The following is a 25,270-nucleotide window of genomic DNA, read 5'->3' on the forward strand; positions in this document are numbered from 1 at the left end:
GGGTGATCATCGCGTCCCCGTCAGGTCCTCGGGCCGCACCGGGACCCGGCGTACGTCGATCCCGGTGGCCGCCCGGACCGCGGCGAGGACCGCCGGGCCGGAGGAGATCGTCGGTGCCTCGCCCACCCCGCGCACGCCGTACGGCGCGTGGGGGTCGGCGTACTCGAGGACCTCGATCGGCATCGGGGGCACGTCGAGGATGGTCGGGATGAGGTAGTCGGTGAACGACGGGTTGGTGACCTTGCCGTCGACCACCTGGATCTCCTCCATCAGCGCCAGCCCGAGCCCCTGGGTGCTGCCGCCCTGGATCTGCCCGACCACGGCCTGCGGGTTGACCGCCTTGCCGACGTCCTGGGTGCAGGCGAGCTCGACCACCTTGACCAGCCCGAGCTCCACGTCGACGTCGACGACGGCGCGGTGCGCGGCGAAGGCGTACTGCACGTGGGCGTCGCCCTGCCCGGTCTCCGGGTCGATCGGGTACGTCGTCCGGTGCCGCCACTCGACGGTGTCCTCGACGGCGGCGTCCCCCAGCAGGTCGGCGAGCGCGACCACGGTGCCGCCGGTGCGGTCGACCACGTCGCCGTGCTCGAGCCGCAGGTCGTCGACGTCGCGGCCCAGCCGGGTCGCCGCCATCGTCAGGGTCAGCCGGCGGACGCTCTCGCACGCGGCCTTGACCGCGCCCCCGGTCACGTAGGTCTGGCGGGACGCCGAGCTGGAGCCGGCCGACCCGACCTGGGTGTCCTTGGCGGCCAGCACCACGACGTCGACGCCGAGCTCGGTGCGGGCGATCTGCTGCTCGACCGTGACCAGGCCCTGGCCGACCTCGGCGGCCGCGGTGTGCACGGTGACCATCGGCACCCCGCCGGCGGCGAACAGCCGGACCCGGGCGGTGGAGTAGTCGTCGAAGCCCTCAGAGAACCCGACGTTCTTGTAGGCCACTGCGTAGCCGACGCCGCGGCGCACGCCCTCGCCGTGGGTGGTGTTGGAGACGCCGCCCGGCAGTCGGCGCAGGTCGAGCTCGGCGCCGCCCGGGGGCAGCGGCATCGCCTGCAGGCGCTGCATCAGCTCGGCCACCGGGGCCGCGCTGTCGACGACCTGTCCGGTCGGGGCCACCGACCCCTCGTGGAAGCCGTTGCGGACCCGGATCTCGACCGGGTCGAGCCCGACCGCGTCGGCGAGCCGGTCCATCACGGCCTCGATCGCAAACGCCGCCTGGACAGAGCCGAAGCCGCGCATCGCTCCGCAGGGTGGATTGTTGGTGTAGGCGCCGAAGCAGTCGACCTCGACGTTCGGGATCTCGTAGGGGCCGAGTCCCATGGTGCCGGCGTTGCCGACCACGGCCGGGGTGCTCGACGCGTAGGCGCCGCCGTCGAGGTGGATGGTCACCGTGGCGTGGACGAGCCGGCCGTCGCGGTCGGCGCCGTACTCGTAGTGCATCCGGGCGGGGTGCCGGTGCACGTGCCCGAAGAAGGACTCCTCGCGGTTGTAGACCATCTTCACCGGCTTGCCGGTGTGCAGCGCGAGCAGGCAGCCGTGCACGTGCATGGAGAGGTCCTCGCGGCCGCCGAACGCGCCGCCGACCCCGGCCAGCTGGAGGCGGACCTGGTCGGGGCGCAGGCCGAGCGCCGAGCACACCTGGCGCTGGTCGACGTGCAGCCACTGGGTGGCGACCAGCAGGTCGACGCCGCCGAGGCCGTCGGGGACCGCCAGCCCGGACTCCGGGCCGAGGAACGCCTGGTCCTGCATGCCGACCTCGTAGTCGCCGGAGACCACGACCTCGCCGCGCACCGTCCGGTCGCCGCGGCGTACCTTCACGTGCCGGACCAGGTTGCCGGCGGCGTGCACCTGCGGGCTCTCGGGCGCCAGCGCCGCGACCGCGTCGGTCACCGGCTCCAGCAGCTCGTAGTCGACCGCGATCCGGGCGGCCGCGCGCCGGGCGACCTCGGGGTGGTCGGCGGCCACCAGCGCGACCGGCTCGCCCTGGTAGCGCACCGTGTCGATCGCCAGCACCGGCTGGTCCTGGTGCTCGAGGCCGTAGGTCTTCCGTCCGGGCACGTCCTCGTGGGTGAGCACCGCGAACACGCCGGGCAGGGTGAGCGCCTCGGTCAGGTCGATGCCGCGGATCCGGGCGTGCGGGTGCGGGCTGCGCAGGGTGACGCCCCAGAGCATGTCGTCGCGCCACAGGTCGCTGGCGTAGGCGAAGTCGCCGGTCACCTTGAGCACCCCGTCCGGGCGCTCCGGCGACGTCCCGACCCCACCCTCGGTGGTCGAGGAGCGAGCGCCAGCGAGCGTCTCGAAACCCGTCCCGAAACCACTGGTCGTGTCCGTCATCGCGCCTCCGCTCGCTCCAGCAGCGTCGCCGACGCGGTGCGTACGTCGTGCGCCAGCCCCTCCTCGTCGACGGTCACCATCCGGCCCTCGCGCACCACCGCGCGCCCGTCGACCAGCAGCAGCTCCAGCGGCGGCGGCGAGCCCAGCACCAGGGCGGCGACCGGGTCGGCGATGCCGGCGTGCGCGGCCCCGTCCAGCCGCCAGAGCGCGACGTCGGCCTGCTTGCCCGGCTGCAGGGAGCCGATCCGGTCGTCCCAGCCGAGCACCCGCGCGCCGCCGATGGTGGCCAGCTCCAGCCCGGCCCGGACCGTCAGCGCCTGCGGGCCGCCGGCGGCGCGGGCGAACAGCACCGCGTGCCGGACCTCCTCGACCAGCGAGGCCGCCTCGTTGGAGGCCGCCCCGTCGACGCCGAGCCCGACCGGGACCTGCGCGTCGACGAGGTCGTGGGTGCGGCAGATCCCGGCGCCGAGGCGGGCGTTGGACGACGGGCAGTGGGCGACGCCGGTGCCGGTGCGGGCCAGCGCCTTGATCGCGTCGTCGCCGAGGTGGACGCCGTGGGCCAGCCAGACGTCCTCGCCCAGCCAGCCCAGCCGCTCGACGTACTCGACGGGGGAGCAGCCGAAGTGCTCTCGGCAGAAGTCCTCCTCGTCGGTGGTCTCGGCGAGGTGGGTGTGCAGCCGGACCCCGCGGTCGCGGGCCAGGTCGGCGGCCTCCTCCATCAGCTCGCCGGTGACCGAGAACGGGGAGCAGGGCGCTACCCCGATCCGCAGCATCGCGTCGGGCGAGCGGTCGTGGTGCCGGTCGATCGCGGCCTCGGTGGCGTCGAGGATCGCGTCGATCTCCTCGACCACGTGGTCCGGCGGCAGGCCGCCGCGGCTGCGGCCGAGGTCCATGGAGCCGCGGGTGGCGAGGAACCGCAGGCCGACGGTGCGGGCGGCCTCGACCTCGGCGCCGAGCAGGTCACCGCCGTCGGCCGGGAAGACGTAGTGGTGGTCCATCGTGGTCGAGCAGCCGGTCAGCGCGAGCTGGGACAGCGCGCCCCTGGCGCCGGTGCGGACGGTGTCCTCGTCGAGGCAGGCCCAGATCGGGTAGAGCGTGGTCAGCCACTGGAACAGCGTGTGGTCGACGGCCAGCCCGCGGGTCAGCCACTGGTAGAGGTGGTGGTGGGTGTTGACCAGGCCGGGGGTAGCCAGGCACCCCCGCGCGTCGACGTACGTCGCGTCCGGGAGATCGGCGGGCGCCGGGCCGTCGCCGACGGACTCGACGCGGTTGCCGGCGAGCACGACGTGCCCGGCGGCGTGCTCGGTGCGGGCGTCGTCCATGGTGACCACGGCGCAGCCGTCCAGCACGGTCCGGGTCATCGGGCACCCCCGTCCGCCGGCGCAGCCATCCGTTCCGCAGCCAGGTGCACGGCATCGATGATCTTCTCGTAGCCGGTGCACCGGCAGAGGTTCCCGGCCAGCGCCTCGCGGATGTCGGAGTCCTCCGGGTCGGGGTCGCGGGCGAGCAGGTCGTGCGCGGCGACCAGCAGGCCGGGCGTGCAGAACCCGCACTGCACGGCACCGGCGTCGACGAACGCCCGTTGCAGCGGGTGCAGCGCCTCGGCGTCGCCGAGCGACTCCACCGTGGTGACCTCGCGACCGTCGGCCTGCCCGGCCGCCACCAGGCAGGCGCAGCAGGTGACCCCGTCGAGGTAGACCGTGCACGAGCCGCACTCTCCCTGCTCGCAGGCGTTCTTGGACCCGGGCAGCCCGAGCCGCTCGCGCAGCACGTGCAGCAGGCTCTCGCCCTCCCAGACGTCGTCCGCGGTCCGGCGCTCGCCGTTCACGGTGACCGTGACCCGCATCAGTGCCCCCCTTCCCGGTGCCTGTCCTGCTGCTCCGCCCACGCCCAGCCCAGGCAGCGGCGGGCCATGACGCCCAGCGCGTGCCGGCGGTACGCCGCGGTGCCGCGTACGTCGTCGATCGGGTCCGCGGCGGCCGCGACCAGCCGCCCGAACTCCGCGGCCACGGTCTCGCGCAGCGCGCCGCGGCCCTCCCAGTCCAGCTCGCCGGCCAGCAGGTCCTCGGCCTCCCGGGCCCGGCGCGGCGTCGGCGCGGCCGACCCGATGCCGGTGCCCACCCGCCGCTCCTCGGGGTGCAGCGCCAGCGCGAACGCCGCGACCGCGATCACCATCGCGTTGCGGGTGCCGATCTTGCTGAACTGCTGCGGCCCCGTGGCGGTCGGGACCCAGACCGCGGTGACCAGCTCGTCGTCGGCGCCCGCGTGCCGCTTCACGCCGGTGTAGAACTCCGCCGCGGGAACCCGGCGTACGCCGCCCGCGGAGGCCAGCTCCACCTCGGCGAACGCCGCGAGCAGCGGCGGGTGCGCGTCGCCGGCCGGGGACGCGGCGCCGAGGTTGCCGCCGACGGTGCCCCGGTTGCGGATCTGCGGCGAGCCGACGGTGCGCGAGGCGAGGGCCAGGCCGGGCAGGTGGCCGCCGAGCTCGTCGACCACCCGGGCGTAGGTCACGCCGGCGCCGAGCCGGACGTGTCCGTCCACGACGTCCCACTCGCGCAGCTCGGTGACCCGGGTCAGGTCGAGCAGCACGTCGGGGCGGCGTCGGTCGAAGTTCAGCTCGACCATGACGTCGGTGCCGCCCATGATCGGCACCGCGTCGCGGTGCGCGGCCTTGGCGGCCAGGGCCTCGTCGAGGGTGGCGGGGGAAAGGAACTCCATCAGCCGCCCTCCCCGTCCCGCTCGACGGTGACCTCGATGAGGCCGTAGGGGCGGTCGGTCACGTGGAACACCTCGCCCGGGTTCTCCAGCCCGAACGGCGCCAGGTCGACCCCGATGTGGTGGATGTTCGGCGCCACCAGGTCGACCGACGCGATCCGGTCGTCACCGGAGAGCACCGCCCGGCCCATCTCCCAGAGCGACTGCTGGAGCGCGAGCGAGTGGACGGCGGTGAACCGCTCCAGCAGGGCGTCGCGGGCGGCGGCGTACGACGCGTCCCAGTCGGCGCGGTCGGCCGTCTCGTGCGTCCAGCGGGCGGTGAGCGACGTGGCCAGGACCCGGTCGCGCGTGGGCGCGAGCGTGGTGAACCCGTCGACCAGGAACCCGGCGAACTCCGACCCGGTCGACTTCAGGACCACCAGGTCCCGCACCCCGCTGACCACCTCGGCGCCGCCGTCCCCGACCGTGGCCGTGCAGGTGCGCACCTCGGGGCCGCGGCGGCGGAACCCGTGGTCGTGGTCGTCGATCCGCTCCCAGGTGAACTCCTCGACCCGCACCTCGGCCCGAGCCACCGGCGCCACGTCGTCCACGAAGTGCCGGGCGAGCAGCAGCCCGAACTCCTCGGGCGATCCGATGCCGGGCTGCTTGGCGAAGGCGAACACGGTGTTCTTCTGGGTGTCGGTGGGCAGCACGTGGGCCTGGTCGCCGGCCACGTGGGCGTCGGCGAAGTCCCCCCACAGCGACGTCGAGACGTTGAGGTCGCGCACCACGTGCCGGGCGGTGTCGCGGACGATCCGGAAGACCCGGGTCTCCGCCTTGCCGTAGTGGTTGGCGCCGAGCCGGATCCCCATCAGCTGCCCCGGTACGTCGAGTAGCCGAACGGGCTCAGCAGCAGCGGCACGTGGTGGTGGGCGTCGCCGACGACCCGGAACACGATCACCACCTCGGGGAAGAACGCCCGGGTGCCGAGATAGGCCGCGGTGTCGAAGCGCAGCCGGTACGTCGCGGGGTCGAGGCGGTCGGGCCCGAGCGCCCGGACCCGGCCGTCGGCGTCGGTGGCGCCGGTCGCGAGCACCGTGCCGTCGTCGCGCTCCAGGGTCACCGCGACCCCGGCTGCCGGACGCCCCGCCGCTGTGTCGAGCACGTGCGTGGTCACCTGGCTCACGCGAGCACCCCCTCCAGCCGGAGCAGGGCGATGTCCCGCAGCGCGGTGACGGTCTCCTCCCGCTCGGCCGCGTCGTCGTTGCCGAGCCGTCGCTCGAGCTCGGCGAGGATCTCGGCGGACGACCGGCCGGCCGCCCGGACCAGGAACACCCGGCCGAACCGCTGCTCGTAGGCCGCGTTGGCGGCGCGCAGCCGCGCCGCGTCCGCCGGGTCGACCCCGGCCTGCTCCGAGCGCGACATCCGGGCCTCCTCGTCGTCGTCCTCGCGGCGCTCGCCGATCCGCGGGTGGCGGGTCAGCGCGGAGGTCAGCTCGTCGTCGGTCAGGGCGCGGGCCGACTCCCGGCCGCGGGCCAGGGCGTCGGCCGGGTCGGCGTACGGGCGGCCGTCGACGACCTCGTCGACCCACCGGGGGACGCCGAGGCAGCCGGCCACCGCCTCGCGTGCCGCTCCCACCGGCAACGCGTTGAAGCGTGTGACCTCCATCACGCGATCCTAGGGGGCAGCCCCCGGTTCGGCACCGGTAATCGGGCGGCCGTGTCCGCGCCGGGCCCGGTCGCGTCGACGCGGGGGCCGACCCTGCCCGACCAGACCGATCCGCCGCGCGGTTACCAAGCGCACCCGGGCTCGGGACCTTGTGCCCTAGGTCCGGGCAGCCCCGCTTCCTAGGTTCGAGTGAAGGAGGTGTTCCGATGATGGACTCGATGGGGGACGGCGGCTCTGCCGTCACCGCGCTGATGATCCTGGTGTGGCTGCTGACCGTGGTCACCGCGTTCGCGGCCGGCTGGCTGGCTGCTCGGCGCGGACTCCCGGCCCGGCTCGTCCGTGGCCACGCGGTCCCCGCCGGTGAGCTCGGCGCCGGACCGGACGTCGACGACGCCGAGGCGCTGCTGCGCCGGCGCCTGGCGTCCGGCGAGATCGACGACACCGAGTTCCTGCAGCGGCTCTCGGCGCTCGAGAGCGGGCGGTCGTGATGCGCGAACCCGTCGAGCTCAGCTATGCCAAGTGCCTCGAGCTGCTCTCCGCCGGTGGCCTGGGCCGCGCCGCGGTGAGCACGCCGGACGGCCCGCACATCGTCCCGGTCAACTACGCCGTCTTCGACGAGTCCGTGGTGTTCCGGACCAGCCCGTGGAGCGTGCTCGGCAGCCAGCCGCCGGGCGCCCTGATGGCGTTCGAGATCGACGTCGCCGACCACGAGCGGCAGATCGGCTGGAGCGTGGTGGCGCGGGGGCGGGCCGGCGTGGTCGACGACCCCGCCGAGCTGGCGTCGATCCGCGCCTTCTGGGACCCCCGGCCGTGGGCGGCCGGGATGCGTCCGGTCTACGTGCGGCTGCGCTGGCGCGAGCTCACCGGTCGCCGCATCGGCGCCGGCTGGAACCACGACAACGAGCTTCCGGTCCGCCGCGCACTCTGACCGCGTAGGTCCCTGTGGCGGCCGGCGTCCCCTGATTCGGGTGGGCGACGTCGTTGCACCGGATGTCAGGATGGCCGCATGGCCAGCGAGTCCGAGCCGACGCCGCTCGCCCCGGACGTGGAGGGGCTTCCCCCCGCCTCGCGGGTGCTGCTGCGTGCGGTCATGGCGATCGGTTCCGACCTCGACCTGCACCACGTCCTCGACCGGATCGTGGTATCGGCGTGCGAGCTCACCGGCGCGCAGTACGGCGCGCTCGGCGTGATCGGCGACGACGGCCAGCTCTCCGACTTCCTCACCCACGGGATCGGCGACGACCTGCGGGCCCGGATCGGCGACCTCCCGCGCGGGCGCGGGATCCTCGGCCAGCTGATCGAGCACCCGGTGCCGCTGCGACTCCCCCGTCTCCAGGAGCACGCCGCGTCGTACGGCTTCCCCGAGCACCACCCGCCGATGACCACCTTCCTCGGGGTGCCGGTCCGGATCCGCGGCACCGTGTTCGGGAACCTCTACCTGACCGAGAAGAAGGGCGGTGAGGCGTTCACCGAGCAGGACGAGGTGCTGGTCGACGCCTTGGCGAGCGCGGCCGGGTTCGTGATCGAGAACGCCCGTGCCTACGCGCTCAGTGAGCGGCAGCGCACCTGGCTGGAGGCCTCCGCCCGGCTGACCGACGCGCTGCAGCCACCGGTCGCGGTGTCCGACGCGCTGGCCGAGGTCGCCGCGGGGGTCCGGGCCGTGGCCCGGTCGGCGGCGGTGGGGGTGGTGCGGCAGTCCGACGGCGAGGACTGCGAGACGCTCATCGCGGACGGGCGCGACGCCGCGATCCTGCCCGCCCTGGCCGAGAAGTACGCCGACGTGGTGGCGAAGGCGGCCGCCGGCGAGCAGCCGGACCAGGTGCCGCTGGAGCGGTCGCGGGTGCTGCTGGTGCTGCCCCTGCCGGGCCGGCTGTCCACGGGCCTGGCGCTGATCGTGGTGCTGGATGCCCGCGACGCGCTGTCGCCGTCGCTGTCCGGCGAGCTCGACCTGGTCACCCGGTTCGCCGACCAGGCAGCGCTGGCGCTCGACCGGGTCCAGGCGCTCGCGGACCGGCAGGAGCTCGCGATCGTCTCCGACCGTGAGCGGATCGCCCGCGACCTCCACGACGTGGTCATCCAGCGGCTGTTCGCCACGGGCCTCTCCCTGCAGGGCCTGCGGCTGACCGTGTCGACGCCGGGCGCCGAGGAGCGGATCGACCGGGCGGTGGAGGACCTCGACACCACGATCCGCGACATCCGCACCACGATCTTCGAGCTGAACCGCCGCAGCCAGGAGAGCGTGCGGCAGTCGGTGCACAACCTCGCCGCGGAGTACGGCGCGGTGCTCGGCTTCAGTCCCGTCGTCCGCGCCGACGGTCCGGTCGACACGGTGACCGACACGATGCTCGCGGAGCAGCTGCTGACCGTGCTCCGCGAGGCGCTGTCCAACACGGCCCGGCACGCGCAAGCCTCCAGCGTCGTCGTCGAGATCGAGGCGGACACCACCCACGTCGTGCTGCGGGTGACCGACGACGGGGTGGGGCTGCCGTCCGAGCGCACCGAGAGCGGCCTGGCGAACATGCGCCGCCGGGCCGAGGGCGCCGGCGGCGAGGTGCGGCTCGAGCCGGTGGTGCCGCACGGCACCCGGCTGGAGTGGCGGGTGCCGGTGGAGACGACCGAGGGCACGGCGTCCTCCTGACAGGCGACCGCCCCGGCGGACGGGGGATCCACCGGGGCGGAGGTGCTGCGGTCCCGCAGCGGCGATGGTTACCGGAGCCAGGTGTGCTGCCGGACCATCTTCACGCTGCCCCAGAGCTTCCCGAGGCCCCAGGTGTCGCCGGCCAGGGCCAGCGCCAGCACCACGAGGGAGATGGCACCGAGCAGGTGGTCGTCGAGGACGGGGTTGTTCTCGGGGGGCAGGACCACGGTCCACATCAGCACGTAGAGCAGCGCGCCGGTGGCGGCGGCGACCCGCATGCCGATGCCGAGGGTGAGGGCCAGCCCGATGCCGAGCAGGCCGGCCATGAAGAGCCAGTCGGCCCAGGCGTCTCCGGCGATCCCGTTGTAGAAGTCCTTGAACGGGCCGTCGGCCCCGAACTTCAAGAACCCCTCGGTCGGGCTGCCGCCGTTGATCCAGGCGGCGTCACCGAACCGGTCGAGGTTGCCGGCCTGGTCGTAGCCGGTGTGGTAGCCGAGGGCGAAGAGCTTGTCGAAGAAGGCCCACAGGAAGGTGAGCCCGAAGGCAATCCGCAGCACCGCCAGGGACCGGGCAAGCCACCCGGTCACGCGGAGGGACTGCTGCTCGCCCGCAGCGGTGAGGACGGTGCCGGACTCGGCGCCGACGTCGGTGGTGACCTGAGGAGCGTTCGCCGGGGTGCCGGCGTCACGCGAGTGGTGGCGGTGCAGGGTGGCCATCTCGGTGCCTTTCGCTGTCGTTCCTTGTTCTGACAGCTCCAGCCTTCTCTGGCGGGGGATCGGCGGGCAGGGGAGACGGTCGCGACCGCGCAGGACGTTGGTCCCCACAAGCAAGGACGTGCGGCGGTCTGGTGTGACGAGGGCTACTTGAGCAGCTTGGCGGCCAGGACGGCGGCCTGGGTACGGCGTTCGAGCCCGAGCTTCGCGAGCAGGCTCGACACGTAGTTCTTCACGGTCTTCTCGGCGAGGAACAGGCGTTCGCCGATCTGCCGGTTGGTCAGGCCCTCGGCGATGAGCCCGAGGATCTCGCGCTCGCGGTCGGTGAGGTCGGCCAGCTCCGGCGTCGTGGGCTCGCCGGAGCGCACGCGCTCCAGGACCCGGGCGGTCAGGGCCGGGTCGATGAGCTGCTGCCCGGCGGCGACCCGGCGCACCGTGTCGAGCAGGTCGTGGCCGGTGATCTGCTTGAGGACGTAGCCCGCGGCGCCGGCCAGGATCGCCGCGAACAACGCGTCGTCGTCGTCGTACGACGTGAGGATCAGCGCGTTGATGGTCGGGTCCACCGAGCGGACCTCACGGCACACGTCGATGCCGCTGCCGTCGGGCAGCCGCCCGTCGAGGATCGCGACGTCGGGCCGGAGGGCCGGGATCCGGGCCGTGGCCTCGGCGGCCAGGCCGGACTCGCCGACGACCTCGATGTCGCCGGCGCTCTCGAGGAGCTCGCGCAGGCCGCGGCGGACAACCTCGTGGTCGTCGAGGAGGAAGACCCGGATCATGCTCATGCCTCACTTGTACCGTGCCGGGTCATGCCGGGACCACCCGACGCCCGGAGATGTGCTCCGCGGAAATCCGGATGTGCACGTTCCGGTTGCCCCCGATCCACGGTTGCGGGCGGTCGGCGGGGTCGGGGAGCTCGTCCCACTCGAGGACCTCGGACTCTCCCTGCACCAGCACGCTCCAGCCGGACTGCTGGAAGTCGTCGTGGTCGTCGATCTGGAACGCCTTGGGCCCGTCGCGAAAGTGCCGGGCCAGCAGCGAGTGCGCGGACGTGCGGAACACGACGTACTCGCCGTCGAAGCGGTAGTTGACGGGCACCATGGCCGGGATCCCGTTCTCGCACCAGGCCACCCGGCCGACCCGGTTCTCGGTCAGGAGCTCGCGGCACTCGCTGTCGTCGAGGTCGCGGAGATGACCGGGGTACCACTGCTCGTCGGTGCGCATGGCGACCTCCTTCGGTCTCTCTGTCGAGGTTCGTGGGTTCATTCCAGCGTCGCCCGGGCGGACCCTCGCGGGGAGGGCCGGTGGGCCGCGGGGCCTGGGACCAACGACCCGTTACGGTCGACGCTGAACCCACACCAGGAGGTCCCATGTCCCGCATCGCCGTCATCGGCGGCCACGGCAAGGTCGCCCTGCACCTCGCCCGGATCCTGACCGAGCGCGGTCACCAGGTCAGCGCGATCGTCCGCAACCCCACGCACCGCGACGACGTCGAGGCGACGGGTGCCGAGGCGGTGGTCGCGGACGTGGAGGGCCTCGACGTGGACGAGCTGGCCGAGGTGCTGGCCGGCCACGACGCCGTCGTGTGGTCGGCCGGCGCGGGCGGCGGCGACCCGGAGCGCACGTACGCCGTCGACAGGGACGCCGCGGTCGAGTCGATGGCGGCCGCCGACCAGGCCGGGATCCGGCGCTACGTGATGGTGTCCTACTTCGGCGCGTCGCCGGACCACGGCGTCCCGGAGGACGATGGCTTCTTCGCCTACGCCGAGGCGAAGGCCGCCGCCGACGAGCACCTGCGCGGCACCGACCTCGACTGGACCGTGCTCGGACCGTCCCGGCTCACCACCGATCCCGCCACCGGCCGGATCGAGACCGGCCCGACCGTGACCTCGTCCTCGGTCACCCGCGAGGACGTCGCGCTGGTCGTGGCCGCCACCCTCGAGGACCCCGGCACGGTCGGGCGGACGATCCGGTTCAACAACGGCGAGACTCCGATCGCGGAGGCCCTCGCCGGGTAGGGCCCGGGCGCCGCGGTCAGGACCTGCCGCTGGACGATGGCCTGGCAGCTGCGGCCGCGGCATCCAGGATCACCTCGATGCCCATCCGGTGCACCGCCCTGTCCTCCAGCGCCATCAGGTCGCCGCGCAGGCCGGCGACGACCGGGAACTGCTGTGCGTCGACCTTCCCGAGCTCGCCGGTCCACGAGGTCCGCGGGGACCCGGCCGCGACGCGCAGGCGCTCCACGGCGACGGACGAGCCGACGGAGACGATGAAGCTGGACACCACCGCGTAGAAGCGGACCGCGTCCTGCGGGTCCAGCCCGGCGTCCTGGAGCCGCTCGAGCACGAGCTCCATGCACGCCGTCTCGCCGGGCCCGCCGGTGGTGAGGACGTGCACCTCCGCGCACACCGACGGGTACCGGGCGCACACCCCCCAGGTCAGCTCCGCGAGCTGGTGGATCTGCTCACGCCAGGACCCGGACAGGTCCACCTGTCCCTCGGCCTCGACGAGGAGCCGGTCGAGGACGCCGCAGACGAGGTCCTCCTTGTCGCGGAAGTGCCGGTAGACCGCGGTCGGGTCGGCGTCGAGCGCCGTGCCCAGGGACCGGAACGTGAGCGGTCGACCCTCCGCGGCCAGCCGGGTGGCGGCCTCGAGGATCGCGGGGCGCGTCAGCTGGGCCCTGCGGCGGGTGCCGTCGGCATCGGCGGTGCTCATGGTCCTCCCGGCTCCGTGGGGTCGTCCGCATCGTGCCAGACGGTCGGCGGACGGCAGCGACCTGGAGCGATTCTGGACCGGCATCAACGATGTAGTCAACACCGTTGACACCAGTGTTGACCAAACCTACGGTGTGACGCAGCCCACGCGGGCCCGCCGACCCCACGACCCCGGAGCAGACATGAACCCACGACTCGGACGACCCGGTCCCCGCCGGGCGGCTGCCGCCGCCGGCCTGCTGGCGCTCGGGCTGGTGACCGCCGCCTGCAGCGGCACCGCCGACTCCTCGGAGACCGGGCACGCAGGCAGCGCCTACGAGCTCACCACGACCACCCCGAAGCCCTCGGGAGACCTCGACTCGTTCACGTGGTCGATCTACGCGGAGCCGTTCTCCCTCGACTACGCCTACGCCTTCGACTACCCGCCCAACCAGGTGCTGGCCAACGTGTGCGAGAGCCTGCTGCGCTGGAACCCCGACCTCTCGATCGAGCCCGGGCTGGCCGAGAAGTACGAGCACCCGGACCCGACCACCTGGGTCTACACGATCCGCCAGGGCGTCACCTTCCACGACGGCTCGCCGCTGACCCCCGAGGATGTCGTCGCCTCGCTCCAGCGGCACCTGGACCCGGCGGTCGGCTCGTTCTGGGGGGCCCGGTCTTCCTCAACGTGAGGTCGATCGAGAAGACCGGGGACCACGAGGTCACCGTGCGGTTGAAGAAGCCGGACTCGATGTTCAACCAGTACATGGCGGTCAGCCCGGGGACCATCGAGTCGGCGAAGACGTTGGCCGCGGCGGGCAAGGACTACGGGAACGCCTCGTCCGGCGTCAACTGCACCGGCCCGTTCCAGTTCGACTCGTGGCAGCAGGGCGAGAAGATCACCCTCAGCCGGTACGACGACTACTGGGACGACGACCTCCGGGCCCGGTCCGGCAAGGTCGAGTTCGTCTTCCTTCCCGACCCCAACACGCGCGTCAACGCCTGGGCGTCCGGCCAGGTCGACGGGGGCTGGATGGTTCCGGCGAACGCGTTCCCGCAGCTGCGCGCGAGCGACGCCGGCGACCTCTACTACGGCGAGAACACCTCGGTCACCTCCGAGATCGTGAGCGACACCTCCGGGATCCTCGGGGACACGAGGGTCCGCCGCGCCCTCCTGATGGCCACCGACCGCAAGGGGATCGTCGAGGCCGGCGAGCAGGGCGTGGCGGACGTCGCCCGGTCGATGGTCACCGCCAACACCTGGCTCGGCGTCCCCGACGAGAAGGTCCAGGACCACGTCGAGTCCCTGCCGACGTACGACCACGACCTCGAGGCGGCCAAGGCCCTGGCCAAGGAGGCCGGCGTGGACGGCCAGCGCATCGTGATCGCCACCACGCCCGCCTTCCAGGCTGCCGACGTGATCACCGCCGCCGTCGCGCAGGCGGCCAGGGACATCGGCCTCGACCCGAAGATCGAGACGATCTCGCCGGACAAGTACACGACCCTGTTCAGCGACCCCGCGGCACGCAAGGGGATCGACCTGTTCCTCACCAACTGGTACACCTCGCTGGCGGACCCGATGGAGTTCTTCGGGGTCCTGCGGACCGGCCAGTTCAGCAACTACGGCGCGTGGTCCGACCCCGCGTTCGACACGGCCGCGCTGGCGGCGCTGGACGCCGAGGTCGACCACCCCAAGCGCGTCGACGACATGGCCGAGGCGGACCGGATCGCCATGGAGGAGCTGCCTTGGCTGCCCCTCTACACCGCCCCCACCAGTATGTGGCTCGGCGACCGGATCACCGGCGTCCAGCCCTCGATCGCCTTCCTCTACTACCCCTTGGCCGCAACGATCGGAGCCAAGTGATGGACCTGCACCACCTGACCGCCACCCGCGCACGGGACCTGTTCCGGCGCCGCGAGCTCTCACCCGTGGAGCTGCTCGACGCCGTGAACACCCGGATCGACAAGACCGAGCCGATCGTCAACGCGCTCACCGAGGAGATGCGCGAGGAGGCGTACGCGTCGGCCCGCGAGGCCGAGCGGCGGTACGCCGGCCTCGGGCCGGAGCCGCGCCCCCTCGAGGGGATCCCGCTGGTCCTCAAGGAGGAGCAGCCGATCGCCGGCCGCACCATCGAGGAGGGTTCCCTGCTCGAGAGGGGCCGGGTGTCCGACGTGTCGCACCCGCTGGTCGACCGGGTCAGGGACGCCGGTGCCGTCGTCCACGCGCGCTCGACCACGCCCGAGTTCTCCTGCGCGCCGTTCACGCACAGCCGGCTGTGGGGGGTGACCCGCAACCCGTGGAACACCGAGGCCACCCCCGGGGGGTCCTCCGGAGGCTCCGGCGCGGCGCTGGCCGCCGGGCAGACGATCCTCGCGACCGGCTCCGACATCGGTGGCTCGATCCGCATCCCCGCCTCCTTCTGCGGCGTGGTCGGCTTCAAGCCCCCGTTCGGGCGGGTCCCCGGGCTGCCGCCCTTCAACCAGGACACCTACTGCGCGGACGGGCCGATGGGCCGCAGCGTCGCCGACGTCGCGTTGCTGCAGAACGTGCTCTCGGGGGCGCACCCGTGGGACCAGGCCTCGTTGCGGGAACAGGTGCGGCTGCCGCTGCAGCCCGAGCCCGCCGAGGGGCTCCGGGTGGCACTCTGCGTCGACCTCGGTGACTACCCCGTCGACCCGGTGGTCGCCGCCCACACCTACCGGGCCGCCGAGGCGCTCCGCGCGGTCGGCGTCACGGTCGACGAGGTGAGCCTGCCCTGGACCCGGGAGCAGCTGATCGAGACCGCCTGGGCGCACTTCGGTGCGGTGATGGGACCGTTCATCGACGAGGTCGTCGGGGACAACGCCGACCTGGTCATGCCCTACACCCGGGCCTTCGCCGAGCGCGCGGCCGAGGCGGCGCCGTACGCCGTCGGCCTGATGGGCGAGGCCGAGCTCTACCGCCCGCTGGGACAGGTGCTCGAGCACTACCACGCCCTGCTGTGCCCGACGGTCGGGGCGCAGGCCATCCCCGCGGAGCCCGAGGGCGTCGACTACCTCGTCGCGGTGGGTTCCGAGTCCTACCCCTGGACCGACGTCCTGCTGACCATGCCGTTCAACGTGGTCGGCCGGGTCCCCGTGCTCGCGGTCCCGTCCGGGGTCGCCCCGAACGGCGTGCCCACGGGCATGCAGATCGTCGGGCGCACGTACGACGACCCGACCGTCTTCCGGCTCGGCGCCGCGCTGGAGTGCGAGCTCGACCTGTGGACCGACGACTCCTGGTGGCCCTCGCTGTGACCCGCGCGGAGTCGGTGGTCGCGGCGATCCGGTACGTCGCGCGGCGGGGACTGGCCGTGGTGGTGACCCTGCTGGTGTCGTCGTTCCTGGTCTTCTCCTCGCTGTACGTGGCGCCGGGGGACCCGGTGGACTTCCTGGTGCAGGGCCGGAGCCCGTCGCCGGAGACGATCGCGGCGGTCGAGGCGCAGTACGGCCTCGACCAGCCGTTCTGGCGGCAGTACGTCGACTGGCTCGGCGGCGTGCTGCACGGCGACCTCGGACGGTCCTTCCAGTACCGCGACGACGTCTCCGCGATCGTGGCCAGCCGGCTCGGCACCACCCTGCTGCTCATGGCCATGTCCGCCGCGCTGATCACGGTGGCCGGGCTGGCCGCCGGGATCGTGGGGGCGCTGACCGCCGGCCGCCGAGCGGACCGGGCGCTGCTGGTCACCACGACGTTGCTGGCGGCCACGCCGTCGTTCGTCGCGGCAATCCTGCTGATCTCCGTGTTCGGGGTCCGGCTCGGGTGGTTCCCGACGTTCGGTGCCGGCGAGGGCCTGCCCGACCGGGTCTACCACCTGGTGCTGCCGGCGATCGCGCTGGCACTGACGTTCATCGCCCTGGTCGCGAGGGTCACCCGGTCGGCGATGCTCGACGAGCTCGGCCGCGAGCACGTCGAGGTGGCGACCAGCCGCGGGCTCCCGCGGCGGACCGTCGTGCGGCGCCACGTGCTGCGCAACGCGCTGGGCCCGATCACCACCGTCTCGGGGATCCTCGTCGCCGGCCTGCTGGTCAGCAGCGCCGTCGTCGAGTCGGCGTTCGGACTCAGCGGCCTCGGGTCGCTGCTCGTCCAGTCGGTCGACAAGGGGGACTTCCCGGTCGTCCAGGCCGTGGTGCTGATCGTGGTGTCCGCGTTCGTGCTGGTGAACCTCGTGGTCGACCTGCTCCAGCCGGTCATCGACCCGCGCTCCATCGCCGGGACGGCGGCCCGGTGAGCGCGCTCGGCGCGGTCGTCCGGCCCGGCCGCCTGTCCCTGCCCCGCTCGCTGCGGAGCGACGCCGTGCTCCTGGCCGCCGGCGTGGTCCTGGTGGCGTTCGTCGCGGCCTGCCTGTTCGCGCCGTGGCTCGCACCGTACGACCCGGACGCGACCGACCTGGGCAACGTCCTGGCGCCGTCGAGCCCGGAGCACTGGCTCGGGACCGACCAGGTCGGGCGCGACACCCTGTCGCGGCTGCTGTACGGCGCGCGGACCAGCCTGGTCGGGCCGCTCCTGGTGGTGGTCACGTCGACGGTGCTGGGCGTGCTGGTCGGCATGGTCGCCGGCTGGCGCGGCGGCTGGCTGGACGCGACCCTCAGCCGGGTCCTCGACATCGCCTTCGCGTTCCCGGCCCTCCTGCTGGCGATCCTGGCCGTCTCGCTGTTCGGCAAGGGCCTCGCCGCGCCGGTCATGGCGATGTCCATCGCGTACACGCCGTTCGTGGCCCGGCAGGTGCGCGGCCTGGTGCGGTCGGCCCGCTCGCGGCCGTACGTGTCGGCGTACGCGGTGCAGGGGTTCGGCCCGGTCGACGTCGCGCTGCGGCGCGTGCTGCCGAACATCGCCCCGGTCGTCCTTGCGCAGGCCACCGTCCTGTTCGGCTACGCGCTGCTGGACCTCGCCGCACTGTCGTTCCTGGGCCTCGGCGTGCAGCCGCCCACCTCCGACTGGGGCGCCATGATCAACGAGAGCCGCGGCGCGGTGCTGCTCGGGCAGCCGCTGACGGCCGTCGTGCCCTCGGTGGCGGTCATCGTGACCGTGGTCGCCTTCAACCTGCTGGGCGAGGAGCTCGGCGACCGGATTGCAAGGAGGGACGCATGAGCGGTCCGCTGCTGGAGATGTCCGACGTCTGGCTCCGTCTCCCGGAGGTGGCGCGGAGGCCCGTGCTCGCCGGCGTGGACCTGCAGGTGGGCGCCGGCGAGATCGTCGGGCTCGTGGGCGAGTCCGGCTCGGGGAAGTCGGTGACCGCGCGTGCCGCCCTGGGGCTGCTGCCTCCGACGGCGGAGGTGGAGGGGCGGGTGACGGTCGACGGCGTCGACGTGCTCAGCGCTCCGGCCGCCGACGTACGCCGGCTGCGCGCCGAGTCGGTGGCGATGGTGTTCCAGGACCCACGGGCCGGGATCAACCCCATGCGGCGCATCGGTGACCACCTCACCGAGTCGGCGCGCCTGACCGGTCGGCGACGCGACCTCGATGCCGCCCGGGCCCGTGCGCTGGAGCTGCTCGACGCGGTGGGACTGCCCGATCCGCGACGGCACCTGCGCCAGTACCCCCATGAGCTCTCGGGCGGCATGCTCCAGCGGGTCATGATCGCCGGCGCCCTCATGGGATCCCCGCGGCTGCTGCTCTGCGACGAGCCGACGACCGCGCTCGACGTCACCACCCAGGCCGAGATCGTCGCGCTGCTCGGGCGGCTGCAGCGGGAGCGCGGCATGGGGATGCTGTTCATCACGCACGACCTCGACCTCGCCGCCTCGGTCTGCGACCGCATCCACGTGATGTACGCCGGTCGCGTGGTCGAGCAGGCACCTGCGCTCGGCCTCTTCGAGCAGCCACGCCACCCCTACACGGCCGGGCTGCTGGCGTCGACGCCGGCGATCGACGGCGGGGGCACGCGGCTGCGGGCGATCCCGGGCGTGCCGCTCAGCCTCCTCGAGGACCCGTCGGGGTGTGTGTTCGCCGCCCGCTGCGACAGGGTCCTGGACGAGGTGTGCCGTGTGCTCGCGCCGCCGGTGGTGGCGGACGGGGTCCGGAGCGTACGGTGCGCCCGTCCGCTGGAGGCGCGGACGCCCCGTCACGCCTTGCGGACGGAGTGCGTGTCGTGAGCGCCCCGCTGCTGGAGGTCCAGCACCTCCGCAAGACCTACCGGACCCACGGGTCGACCGTCACGGCTGTCGCCGGCGTCGACCTCACGCTGCCGGAGGGAGGCTCGGTCGGGATCGTCGGGGAGTCCGGGTCTGGCAAGTCGACGACCGCCCGGATGCTGGTCGGGCTCGAGGCGCCCGACGCCGGCCGCGTCCTGGTGCACGGGCAGGAGCAGGTGGCGCAGCCCCGCGGCCGGCGCGAGCGGTTGGCCCGGGCCCGGGCCCTGCAGATCGTGTTCCAGGACCCGTACCTCTCGCTCGACCCGCGCGTCCCGGTGGGCGCCGCCGTCGATCAGGCCGTCCGCCTCCACACGCGGCTGACGCGCAGCGAGCGGCGGTCGCGGGTCCTGGAGCTCCTGACCCAGGTCGGACTCGGCGAACGTGAGGCCGCGCTCCTGCCCCGCCGGCTCTCCGGGGGACAGCGGCAACGGGTGGCGATCGCCCGGGCGCTCGCGGTCGAACCCGACGTGCTGGTGCTGGACGAGGCGGTCTCGGCGCTGGACGTCTCGGTGCAGGCTCAGGTGCTGAACCTGCTCGCGGACATCCGCGAGCAGACCGGCGTGGGACTGGTGTTCATCAGCCACGACCTGGCCGTCGTGCGGTACCTCTGCGCCGAGACGCTGGTGATGCGCGCGGGCGAGGTGGTGGAGCGTGGCGCGACGGATCGGCTGCTCCGCGAGCCCGAACATCCCTACACCCGGCTCCTGCTGTCCGCCGTCCCGCGTCCCGGTCGGCGGTCGGAGGTCGACGGCGGCACGGCGCTCTCGGGTCGCGGCGTCCCCGCTCCCGGCCGCTGACCGGATCCGGTCAGCTCGCGGGCGATCCCCCGTCAACACGGGGCCACGGGGGCGTGACCGGGGGATGACAGCCCGGTCATCCCCTTGCCACCCCGGGGGTGCTCGGCCCAAGGTTGAGGGGTGAGATGGCGGTGGGACGTCCTGGTCGCGGCGTGGTGCTGCGCCCTGCTGCTCGTCACCGCAGGGAGCGAGCAGGTCGGCGGGGCGGTCCGGGGGGCAGCGGACGCCGACCTCGCGCCCGTGGCGCCGCAGGTCTCCGGTACCGACTACCAGGAACCGCTGCGGGTCGGGAGCAACCAGACCGTCTCCGCCACCGACGTCAGCTCCGCGGGCGCGATGTCCGGCGACCTGGTGATCGACGAGGTCCTGCTCGCGGCGTACACCGATGCCTCCCGGCTGGTCGGTGACTGCCGCCTCCCGGTCTCGCTGCTCGCCGCGATCGGTCAGGTCGAGTCCGGGAACCTGCGCGGGCACCGGATCGACGCGAAGCACCGCGCCGTGCCCGGGATCCTCGGGCCGGTCCTCGACGGCAAGAAGTTCAAGGCCGTGCGCGACACGGACGACGGCACGCTCGACGGCCACAAGCGCTGGGACCGCGCGGTGGGGCCGATGCAGTTCCTGCCGTCGACCTGGATCCGCTTCGCCGTGGACCTCGACATGGACGGGGTGCTCGACCCGCAGGACGTCGAGGACGCCGCCGGCTCCGCGGCCGCCTACCTCTGCAAGGGCGGGCGCGACCTCAGCAAGCCCGCCGACGTCCGGGCCGCGGTCCTGTCCTACAACCACTCGCACGCCTACCTGCGGATCGTCCTGAAGTGGATGCACGCCTACGACACCCTCGGTGCGGCCCCCGGCCTGGTGCTGCCCGGTGCCAGCTTCGTCGTCCCGGCCTGGCTCGCCGCCGCGAACGTCCGGCTGCCCTCCGGTCACCCGGGCGCCGGCACGGCCGCCGGCAGCGGCACCGGGAAGGTCGCGGCGGCGCCGGTCCGCGAGCCGGGCGGCACGTCCACCCCGTCCTCGCCGACCCAGCTTCCCTCCTCGCCGGCGACGCCCACCTGCAGTCCGTCGCCCACGGCCTCGTCCTCGCCGACGCCCTCGCCGTCGGCCACGCCGTCCCCGTCCCCGACGACCTCGCCGTCTCCGACGGGGTCGCCGAGCGCCTCGCCGTCGCCCTCGGAGTCGCCGTCGACCTCACCGAGCCCCAGCCCGTCGAGCAGCCCGTCGAGCAGCCCCTCGGCCAGCCCCTCGCCCTCGACGTCTCCCTCGCCGAGCCCGTCGCCGAGCCCGACCGGCAAGCCCTGCGGCTAGGGCAGGTGCGTCCGCGGTCGGCGGGGCGCGCGATCTTGACTCCGTGCCGCGCGCTCTGGGTCGTGGGATGTGCGTTCAACATGGCCCGTTGTCGCCATGGTTGGCCCCACGTGTGCGCGGTACCAAGGAAATGAGTCCCTTTCGACTTCGTGGCGTTGGGCCAGAGCAGCGAAGCGACCGGTGTCTCGGATCCTTCACGACGGCGAGTCCTGGTTCGCCCACCCTCGCCGCCCCGCCGTGCTGCCCACGCCTTGGAAGGGGAAGAACCATGGGGCACCCCACCGAACGCCGCCCGGGCGCGCCGACGCCCGGCACCACCGTCGAAGCTCGAGCACACCGGATGACCGACCTGTGCGTCGTGGCGCCCGACCCCGAGCTCAAGGACCAGCTCAACGAACGATTCAACGAGATCCGCGAGAACGCCGGTGAGATGCTTGCCCCGCTGTTGCGCTACAGCGAGCCGCGGCACCCGGGATTCAACGACGGTCTGCTCTACCCCGGCACCTACTACCCGGTCGGAACCACGCTCGAGGTCGCCCGCGCGGCTGCCCTCGAACGGGCGCCGTTGCGCGGCACCGTCCGCGTCATCGTCGTCCTCGTCGACTTCAGCGACCACCCCATGCCCAACGGCGCCGATGCGAGGTTCCGCGACCTCTTCTTCTCCACCGGAGTCCTGCCGCACGGCAGCGTCAAGGAGTACTACACCGAGGCAAGCAAGGGCCTGATCACGCTCGACGGCGAAGTGGTCGGTCCGTACCGCCTTCCCCAGCCGGTGGCGACGTACGCCGGCGCGGAGAACGGGACCCAGGCGGCGGCGCCGAACGCCAGGACCATGGCGAACGACGCGGTCACCGCAGCAGACCCCCACGTCGGGTTCGCGCCGTACGACAACGACGGCAACGGGTACGTCGACGCGTTCGTCGTCGTGCACGCAGGCCGCGGCGCCGAGCAGACCGGTGCCGCCGCCGACATCTGGTCCCACAAGTGGGTCCTGCCCGCGGAACGGACCGTGGACGGAACCAAGATCTTCCCCTACCTGACCATCCCGGACGACGCCAGGATCGGGGTCTGCGCGCACGAGCTCGGCCATCTCCTGTTCGGGTGGCCGGACCTGTACGACACCGACAACACCTCCGAAGGCATCGGCAACTGGTGCCTGATGGGTGCGGGCTCCTGGGGCCTCGGGGGAGACCGTCCGGTGCACCCGTCGGCCTGGTGCAAGGCCAACCAGGGGTGGGCCAACGTCATCGCCCAGACCAGCAACGGCCACGTGAACGTGACCGACGTGAAGTCCTCCGGCAACGTCCACCGGCTCTGGAAGGACGGCGCTCCGGGCAACGAGTACTTCCTGGTCGAGAACCGGTTGCAGACCGGGTACGACGCGTCCATGCCCGGACAGGGACTGCTGATCTGGCACATCGACGACGCCGTGGCGACCAACCGCGACGAGTCGCACTACAAGGTGGCCCTCGTGCAGGCGGACGGCAAGAAGGACCTGGAGAACAACCGGAACCGGGGTGACGCCGGCGACCCGTACCCGGGATCGAGCGGCAACACGTCCTTCACGGACTCCTCGACGCCGAACAGCAAGTCCTACGCCGGTGCCAACACGTGCGTCAGCGTCACCGAGATCCCGGCGCTCGCCCCGACCGTCCGCGTCTGGATGGGAGTTCGCTGCTTCGTGAAGCCCCCGATCAAGGAGGGCAAGGAGGTCCTCAAGGAGATCCGCGACAAGTGGCTGCGTGACCAGAAGGGATTCCGCAAGGAGGTGAGCCCCAAGGAGCTCAGCCCCAAGGAGCTCAGCCCGAAGGAGGTCAGCCCGAAGGAGCTGCGGGAGGGAGGCAAGTTCCGCGACCTGCCGGATCCACGCAGGTGGTTCGGGGGCGATGTCGGCCAGGCCGCCACCGACGCGGCGGCCGGAGACCTCGACGAACGCGTCGCGGCCCTGGAGGCCACCGTCGACGCGCTCGCCAGCATGATCACCGACCAGGGTGCAGGCGGCCAGGCCGACACCGGCTCGCTGCCGCCCGGGGCGGAGCCGTTCATCGGAAGCTCCGACCGGCCGACCCTCTCGACAGGCGACGACGCGACCAACGACGAGGGTCCGACCGACGCGGCGGAGCTGCGGGCGGCCATGGAATCCGGTTCGGCGGCAGCCAAGCGCGCCTACGACACGCCGCCGGCAGGGTGACCTGCAGATGGTGAAGGTCCTCGTCCTCGCCCATGCTGACGACCGTGCCGCGTCACGGCTGGTCGCCAGCCTGGGCCAGCGCGGGGTCGAGGCTGCCCTGGTCACCGACCTCCGGCTCGCCACCAGCGCACGGTTCGCTCACCGTCCGGTGTGCGGGCCGGCCCGCGCCGACGGGCTCGACGCCGTGTGGCTGGACGGGGACACGGAGCTGTCCGCCCGGACGATCGGGTGCGTCTACTCGCGGCTGGTCACCGTCACGCCACCCCCGTTCGTCGACGCCTCCGACCGGGACTACGCACGGGTCGAGCTGGAGGCGCTCCTTGCCAGCTGGCTCCACGGCTTGGGGAGCCGGGTGGTCAACCGGGCGGGCCCGGCGGCACTCGCCGGCCCGGCACGAGACCTCGTCTCGGTCCTCGCGCTGGCGCGCGAGGTCGGCCTGGCCATCCCGGCGGTGCAGCTCGCCTCGAGCGGCAGCCGTTCCCGTCCGGCATCGCCCGGCCACGTTGCCCTGGAGTGGCCGGACGGCTTCGTTCCCGCGTCACTGGCGTACGCCGCGCCCGGAACCGGGCCGCCGATCGGGCTGCCGGCGCTGCGCATCGAGCCTCTGCGACCGGGACGCTGCCACGTCCTGGTCGCCGGTGACACCGTGACCGGGGCGCCGGGCTCGACCGGTCGGGCGTGCCGCGACCTGGCGCAGGCCTGCGAGCTGGACGTGTGCGACGTCCAGCTCGCCGAGACGACGACGGGAAGACTCGTGTGCGTCGGTCTGGACGCGGTGCCGACACTGTCGAGGTCCGACCACAGGGAGGCTCTCGCGGACCACCTCGTCGAACGCGCGCACCGTCACGCCCGGCAGGAGGTCCCCGCATGATCGTGCTGGTCGGGGTCCGCTCCGAGGCCCCCGTGCAGATGGCCATGGATGCCGCCCGCGACCTCGGGGTCGACTTCACGGTCCTCGACGAGCGCGACGCGGCGAACTGGCACGTCGACCTGCGTGTCGATCCCAGCGGCACGTCGTGCACGGTCAGCCCGGAGGGGCGGACGATCGAGCTGGGCGACGTCGACGGCGTCTACCTGCGATTGGTGGGAGCGGCTCCCCACGCCCGCGGTGCGCGGGTCGACCCGTGCAGCCGGGCCCGGCACCAGGCCGCAGTCAGCCTGCTCACGAGCTGGGCGCAGACCACTCGGGCGCGGGTCGCAAACCGGCCCGAACCCATGTGCAGCAACGCGTCCAAGCCCTACCAGGCCGCCCTCATCGCGGCCGCCGGCCTCCAGGTTCCCGCGACGCTGGTGTCCAACGACCCCGACGAGGTACGCGGCTTCGCAGCCCGGCACGGCCGACTCGTCTTCAAGTCGACCAGCGGCATCCGGTCGGTCGTCCAGGAGCTCACGCCCGCACGGGCGGCGGCCCTCGACCAGGTGCGTTTCCTGCCCACGCAGTTCCAGCAGCTGGTCTCCGGCACCAACGTCCGCGCACACGTCGTCGCAGACCGGGTGTTCGCCTGCTCCATCACGTCCACCAGCATCGACTACCGGTACGGCGGCGAGGGGATGACCCCGCAGACAGTCACCGCGACCGAGCTGCCACATGACGTCGACGCATCCTGCCGGTCTCTCGCAAAGACGCTGGACCTGCCGCTGGTCGGCATCGACCTCATCCACGACGACGACGGCAACTGGTGGTGCCTCGAGGCGAACACGAGCCCTGCGTACAGTTGCTTCGAGCAGCCGACCGGACTGCCCATCGCACGCGCGCTCGTCGCATGGCTGGACTCCGGTCGCCCGGCCTGAGGAGATCGCGTGGTTTCAGCCGTCGAGAACCGCTCGATGGTCACGGTTGTCACCCTCGCCGTCGACCCGAGCGACACCCCGCACTGGCAGCGCCTCAGGGTCCGCATCGACGACGCAATCCCCGTCGAGGGCTACGCCCACCTGCTCGCCGACGCCGTCGGACGCGAGCTCTCGGCCCTCGCGCCCGACGACCTGGCCCGACTCATTGCCGTACCCGGGTCGACCTGGGCAGGCGAAGCGGAGCTGGTCGCCCCCGCCACCATCCGCCTTCGCGCCCTCGCGGACTGAGAGGGAGC

The 25,270-nt window shown here is 73.1% G+C and carries 27 protein-coding genes; 16 read left to right on the top strand and 11 right to left on the bottom strand.

What is annotated here, in order from left to right:
* Positions 1-6 precede the first annotated feature (6 nt).
* The 7 genes from pucD to uraD are packed head-to-tail and all read right to left on the bottom strand — an operon-like array spanning position 7 to position 6,693.
* Positions 7-2,331: a xanthine dehydrogenase subunit D gene (gene pucD / locus EKO23_RS02705; RefSeq protein ID WP_134713829.1), complete on the bottom strand. Its 2,325-nt coding sequence runs from the start codon at positions 2,329-2,331 to the stop codon at positions 7-9.
* Positions 2,328-3,692: an 8-oxoguanine deaminase gene (locus EKO23_RS02710; protein ID WP_134713831.1), complete on the bottom strand. Its 1,365-nt coding sequence runs from the start codon at positions 3,690-3,692 to the stop codon at positions 2,328-2,330. The genes pucD and EKO23_RS02710 overlap by 4 nt, the downstream gene beginning before the upstream one ends.
* A complete protein-coding gene (locus EKO23_RS02715; protein WP_134713833.1) occupies positions 3,689-4,177 on the bottom strand; it encodes a (2Fe-2S)-binding protein in 489 nt (162 codons plus the stop codon). The genes EKO23_RS02710 and EKO23_RS02715 overlap by 4 nt, the downstream gene beginning before the upstream one ends.
* On the bottom strand, positions 4,177-5,049 hold the full coding sequence (locus EKO23_RS02720; RefSeq protein ID WP_134713835.1) for an FAD binding domain-containing protein: 873 nt from the start codon (positions 5,047-5,049) through the stop codon (positions 4,177-4,179). Before EKO23_RS02720 ends, EKO23_RS02715 begins: the two co-directional genes overlap by 1 nt.
* Positions 5,049-5,897 carry a factor-independent urate hydroxylase gene (gene pucL, locus EKO23_RS02725; protein ID WP_134713837.1) on the bottom strand — a complete coding sequence of 283 codons (849 nt, stop codon included), beginning with the start codon at positions 5,895-5,897 and terminating at the stop codon, positions 5,049-5,051. The genes EKO23_RS02720 and pucL overlap by 1 nt, the downstream gene beginning before the upstream one ends.
* Positions 5,897-6,211, bottom strand: a complete 315-nt coding sequence (uraH, locus tag EKO23_RS02730; RefSeq protein ID WP_134713839.1) for a hydroxyisourate hydrolase — start codon at positions 6,209-6,211, stop codon at positions 5,897-5,899. Before uraH ends, pucL begins: the two co-directional genes overlap by 1 nt.
* Positions 6,208-6,693, bottom strand: a complete 486-nt coding sequence (uraD, locus tag EKO23_RS02735; RefSeq protein ID WP_134713841.1) for a 2-oxo-4-hydroxy-4-carboxy-5-ureidoimidazoline decarboxylase — start codon at positions 6,691-6,693, stop codon at positions 6,208-6,210. The genes uraH and uraD overlap by 4 nt, the downstream gene beginning before the upstream one ends.
* Before the next feature lie 206 nt (positions 6,694-6,899).
* Here uraD and EKO23_RS02740 point away from each other — a divergent pair, with 206 nt between their 5' ends.
* The 3 genes from EKO23_RS02740 to EKO23_RS02750 all read left to right on the top strand — a co-directional run bounded on the left by EKO23_RS02740 (position 6,900) and on the right by EKO23_RS02750 (position 9,331).
* Entirely contained in the window at positions 6,900-7,181 is a 282-nt protein-coding gene (locus EKO23_RS02740) for an SHOCT domain-containing protein (RefSeq protein WP_134713843.1), read from the top strand.
* Positions 7,181-7,621 carry a pyridoxamine 5'-phosphate oxidase family protein gene (locus EKO23_RS02745; RefSeq protein WP_134713845.1) on the top strand — a complete coding sequence of 147 codons (441 nt, stop codon included), beginning with the start codon at positions 7,181-7,183 and terminating at the stop codon, positions 7,619-7,621. Before EKO23_RS02740 ends, EKO23_RS02745 begins: the two co-directional genes overlap by 1 nt.
* A 78-nt stretch (positions 7,622-7,699) precedes the next feature.
* Positions 7,700-9,331 (top strand): GAF domain-containing sensor histidine kinase, encoded by a 1,632-nt coding sequence (locus tag EKO23_RS02750; RefSeq protein WP_134713847.1) that lies wholly within the window; start codon positions 7,700-7,702, stop codon positions 9,329-9,331.
* A 68-nt stretch (positions 9,332-9,399) separates the two neighbouring features.
* On the opposite strand, the gene EKO23_RS02755 is transcribed toward EKO23_RS02750, so the two are convergent.
* The 3 genes from EKO23_RS02755 to EKO23_RS02765 all read right to left on the bottom strand — a co-directional run bounded on the left by EKO23_RS02755 (position 9,400) and on the right by EKO23_RS02765 (position 11,265).
* Complete coding sequence (locus EKO23_RS02755; RefSeq protein ID WP_134713849.1) at positions 9,400-10,047, bottom strand: hypothetical protein; 648 nt, start codon at positions 10,045-10,047, stop codon at positions 9,400-9,402.
* Positions 10,048-10,190: 143 nt separating this feature from the next.
* A complete protein-coding gene (locus EKO23_RS02760) occupies positions 10,191-10,826 on the bottom strand; it encodes a response regulator (RefSeq protein WP_425464380.1) in 636 nt (211 codons plus the stop codon).
* Positions 10,827-10,848: 22 nt separating this feature from the next.
* On the bottom strand, positions 10,849-11,265 hold the full coding sequence (locus EKO23_RS02765; protein WP_167880292.1) for a pyridoxamine 5'-phosphate oxidase family protein: 417 nt from the start codon (positions 11,263-11,265) through the stop codon (positions 10,849-10,851).
* A gap of 146 nt (positions 11,266-11,411) precedes the next feature.
* Between EKO23_RS02765 and EKO23_RS02770 the strand changes: the two genes are divergently transcribed.
* Positions 11,412-12,059, top strand: a complete 648-nt coding sequence (locus EKO23_RS02770; protein ID WP_134713853.1) for an NAD(P)-dependent oxidoreductase — start codon at positions 11,412-11,414, stop codon at positions 12,057-12,059.
* Between the two features lie 16 nt (positions 12,060-12,075).
* Here the strand turns inward: EKO23_RS02770 and EKO23_RS02775 are convergent, their stop codons facing one another.
* The gene (locus EKO23_RS02775; RefSeq protein WP_167880293.1) at positions 12,076-12,756 is read right to left on the bottom strand and encodes a TetR/AcrR family transcriptional regulator; all 681 of its coding nucleotides are present in this window, start codon (positions 12,754-12,756) and stop codon (positions 12,076-12,078) included.
* A 181-nt stretch (positions 12,757-12,937) separates the two neighbouring features.
* Here EKO23_RS02775 and EKO23_RS26385 point away from each other — a divergent pair, with 181 nt between their 5' ends.
* The 12 genes from EKO23_RS26385 (at position 12,938) to EKO23_RS02830 (ending at position 25,262) form a co-directional block, all read left to right on the top strand.
* Positions 12,938-13,426 carry an ABC transporter substrate-binding protein gene (locus tag EKO23_RS26385; protein WP_217702420.1) on the top strand — a complete coding sequence of 163 codons (489 nt, stop codon included), beginning with the start codon at positions 12,938-12,940 and terminating at the stop codon, positions 13,424-13,426.
* A complete protein-coding gene (locus tag EKO23_RS02780; protein WP_217702421.1) occupies positions 13,423-14,598 on the top strand; it encodes an ABC transporter substrate-binding protein in 1,176 nt (391 codons plus the stop codon). Before EKO23_RS26385 ends, EKO23_RS02780 begins: the two co-directional genes overlap by 4 nt.
* The gene (locus tag EKO23_RS02785) at positions 14,598-16,010 is read left to right on the top strand and encodes an amidase (protein WP_134713857.1); all 1,413 of its coding nucleotides are present in this window, start codon (positions 14,598-14,600) and stop codon (positions 16,008-16,010) included. The genes EKO23_RS02780 and EKO23_RS02785 overlap by 1 nt, the downstream gene beginning before the upstream one ends.
* Complete coding sequence (locus tag EKO23_RS02790) at positions 15,995-16,984, top strand: ABC transporter permease (RefSeq protein WP_217702422.1); 990 nt, start codon at positions 15,995-15,997, stop codon at positions 16,982-16,984. The genes EKO23_RS02785 and EKO23_RS02790 overlap by 16 nt, the downstream gene beginning before the upstream one ends.
* On the top strand, positions 16,981-17,844 hold the full coding sequence (locus EKO23_RS02795) for an ABC transporter permease (protein WP_134713861.1): 864 nt from the start codon (positions 16,981-16,983) through the stop codon (positions 17,842-17,844). Before EKO23_RS02790 ends, EKO23_RS02795 begins: the two co-directional genes overlap by 4 nt.
* Positions 17,841-18,848 carry an ABC transporter ATP-binding protein gene (locus EKO23_RS02800; protein ID WP_134713863.1) on the top strand — a complete coding sequence of 336 codons (1,008 nt, stop codon included), beginning with the start codon at positions 17,841-17,843 and terminating at the stop codon, positions 18,846-18,848. Before EKO23_RS02795 ends, EKO23_RS02800 begins: the two co-directional genes overlap by 4 nt.
* Positions 18,845-19,684 carry an ATP-binding cassette domain-containing protein gene (locus tag EKO23_RS02805; RefSeq protein WP_134713865.1) on the top strand — a complete coding sequence of 280 codons (840 nt, stop codon included), beginning with the start codon at positions 18,845-18,847 and terminating at the stop codon, positions 19,682-19,684. The genes EKO23_RS02800 and EKO23_RS02805 overlap by 4 nt, the downstream gene beginning before the upstream one ends.
* A gap of 120 nt (positions 19,685-19,804) precedes the next feature.
* Positions 19,805-20,992, top strand: coding sequence for a lytic transglycosylase domain-containing protein (locus EKO23_RS02810; protein WP_134713867.1), 1,188 nt, complete (start codon positions 19,805-19,807; stop codon positions 20,990-20,992).
* A gap of 268 nt (positions 20,993-21,260) precedes the next feature.
* Positions 21,261-23,183, top strand: coding sequence for a M6 family metalloprotease domain-containing protein (locus tag EKO23_RS02815; RefSeq protein WP_217702423.1), 1,923 nt, complete (start codon positions 21,261-21,263; stop codon positions 23,181-23,183).
* 7 nt (positions 23,184-23,190) lie between these two features.
* Positions 23,191-24,054 (top strand): hypothetical protein, encoded by an 864-nt coding sequence (locus tag EKO23_RS02820; protein ID WP_134713869.1) that lies wholly within the window; start codon positions 23,191-23,193, stop codon positions 24,052-24,054.
* Positions 24,051-24,974, top strand: a complete 924-nt coding sequence (locus EKO23_RS02825; RefSeq protein ID WP_134713871.1) for an ATP-grasp domain-containing protein — start codon at positions 24,051-24,053, stop codon at positions 24,972-24,974. The genes EKO23_RS02820 and EKO23_RS02825 overlap by 4 nt, the downstream gene beginning before the upstream one ends.
* Positions 24,975-24,983: 9 nt before the next feature.
* Complete coding sequence (locus EKO23_RS02830; protein ID WP_134713873.1) at positions 24,984-25,262, top strand: hypothetical protein; 279 nt, start codon at positions 24,984-24,986, stop codon at positions 25,260-25,262.
* Positions 25,263-25,270 lie beyond the last annotated feature (8 nt).

This window comes from Nocardioides guangzhouensis (genome assembly GCF_004519545.1).
Classification (GTDB): Bacteria; Actinomycetota; Actinomycetes; order Propionibacteriales; family Nocardioidaceae; genus Nocardioides; species Nocardioides guangzhouensis.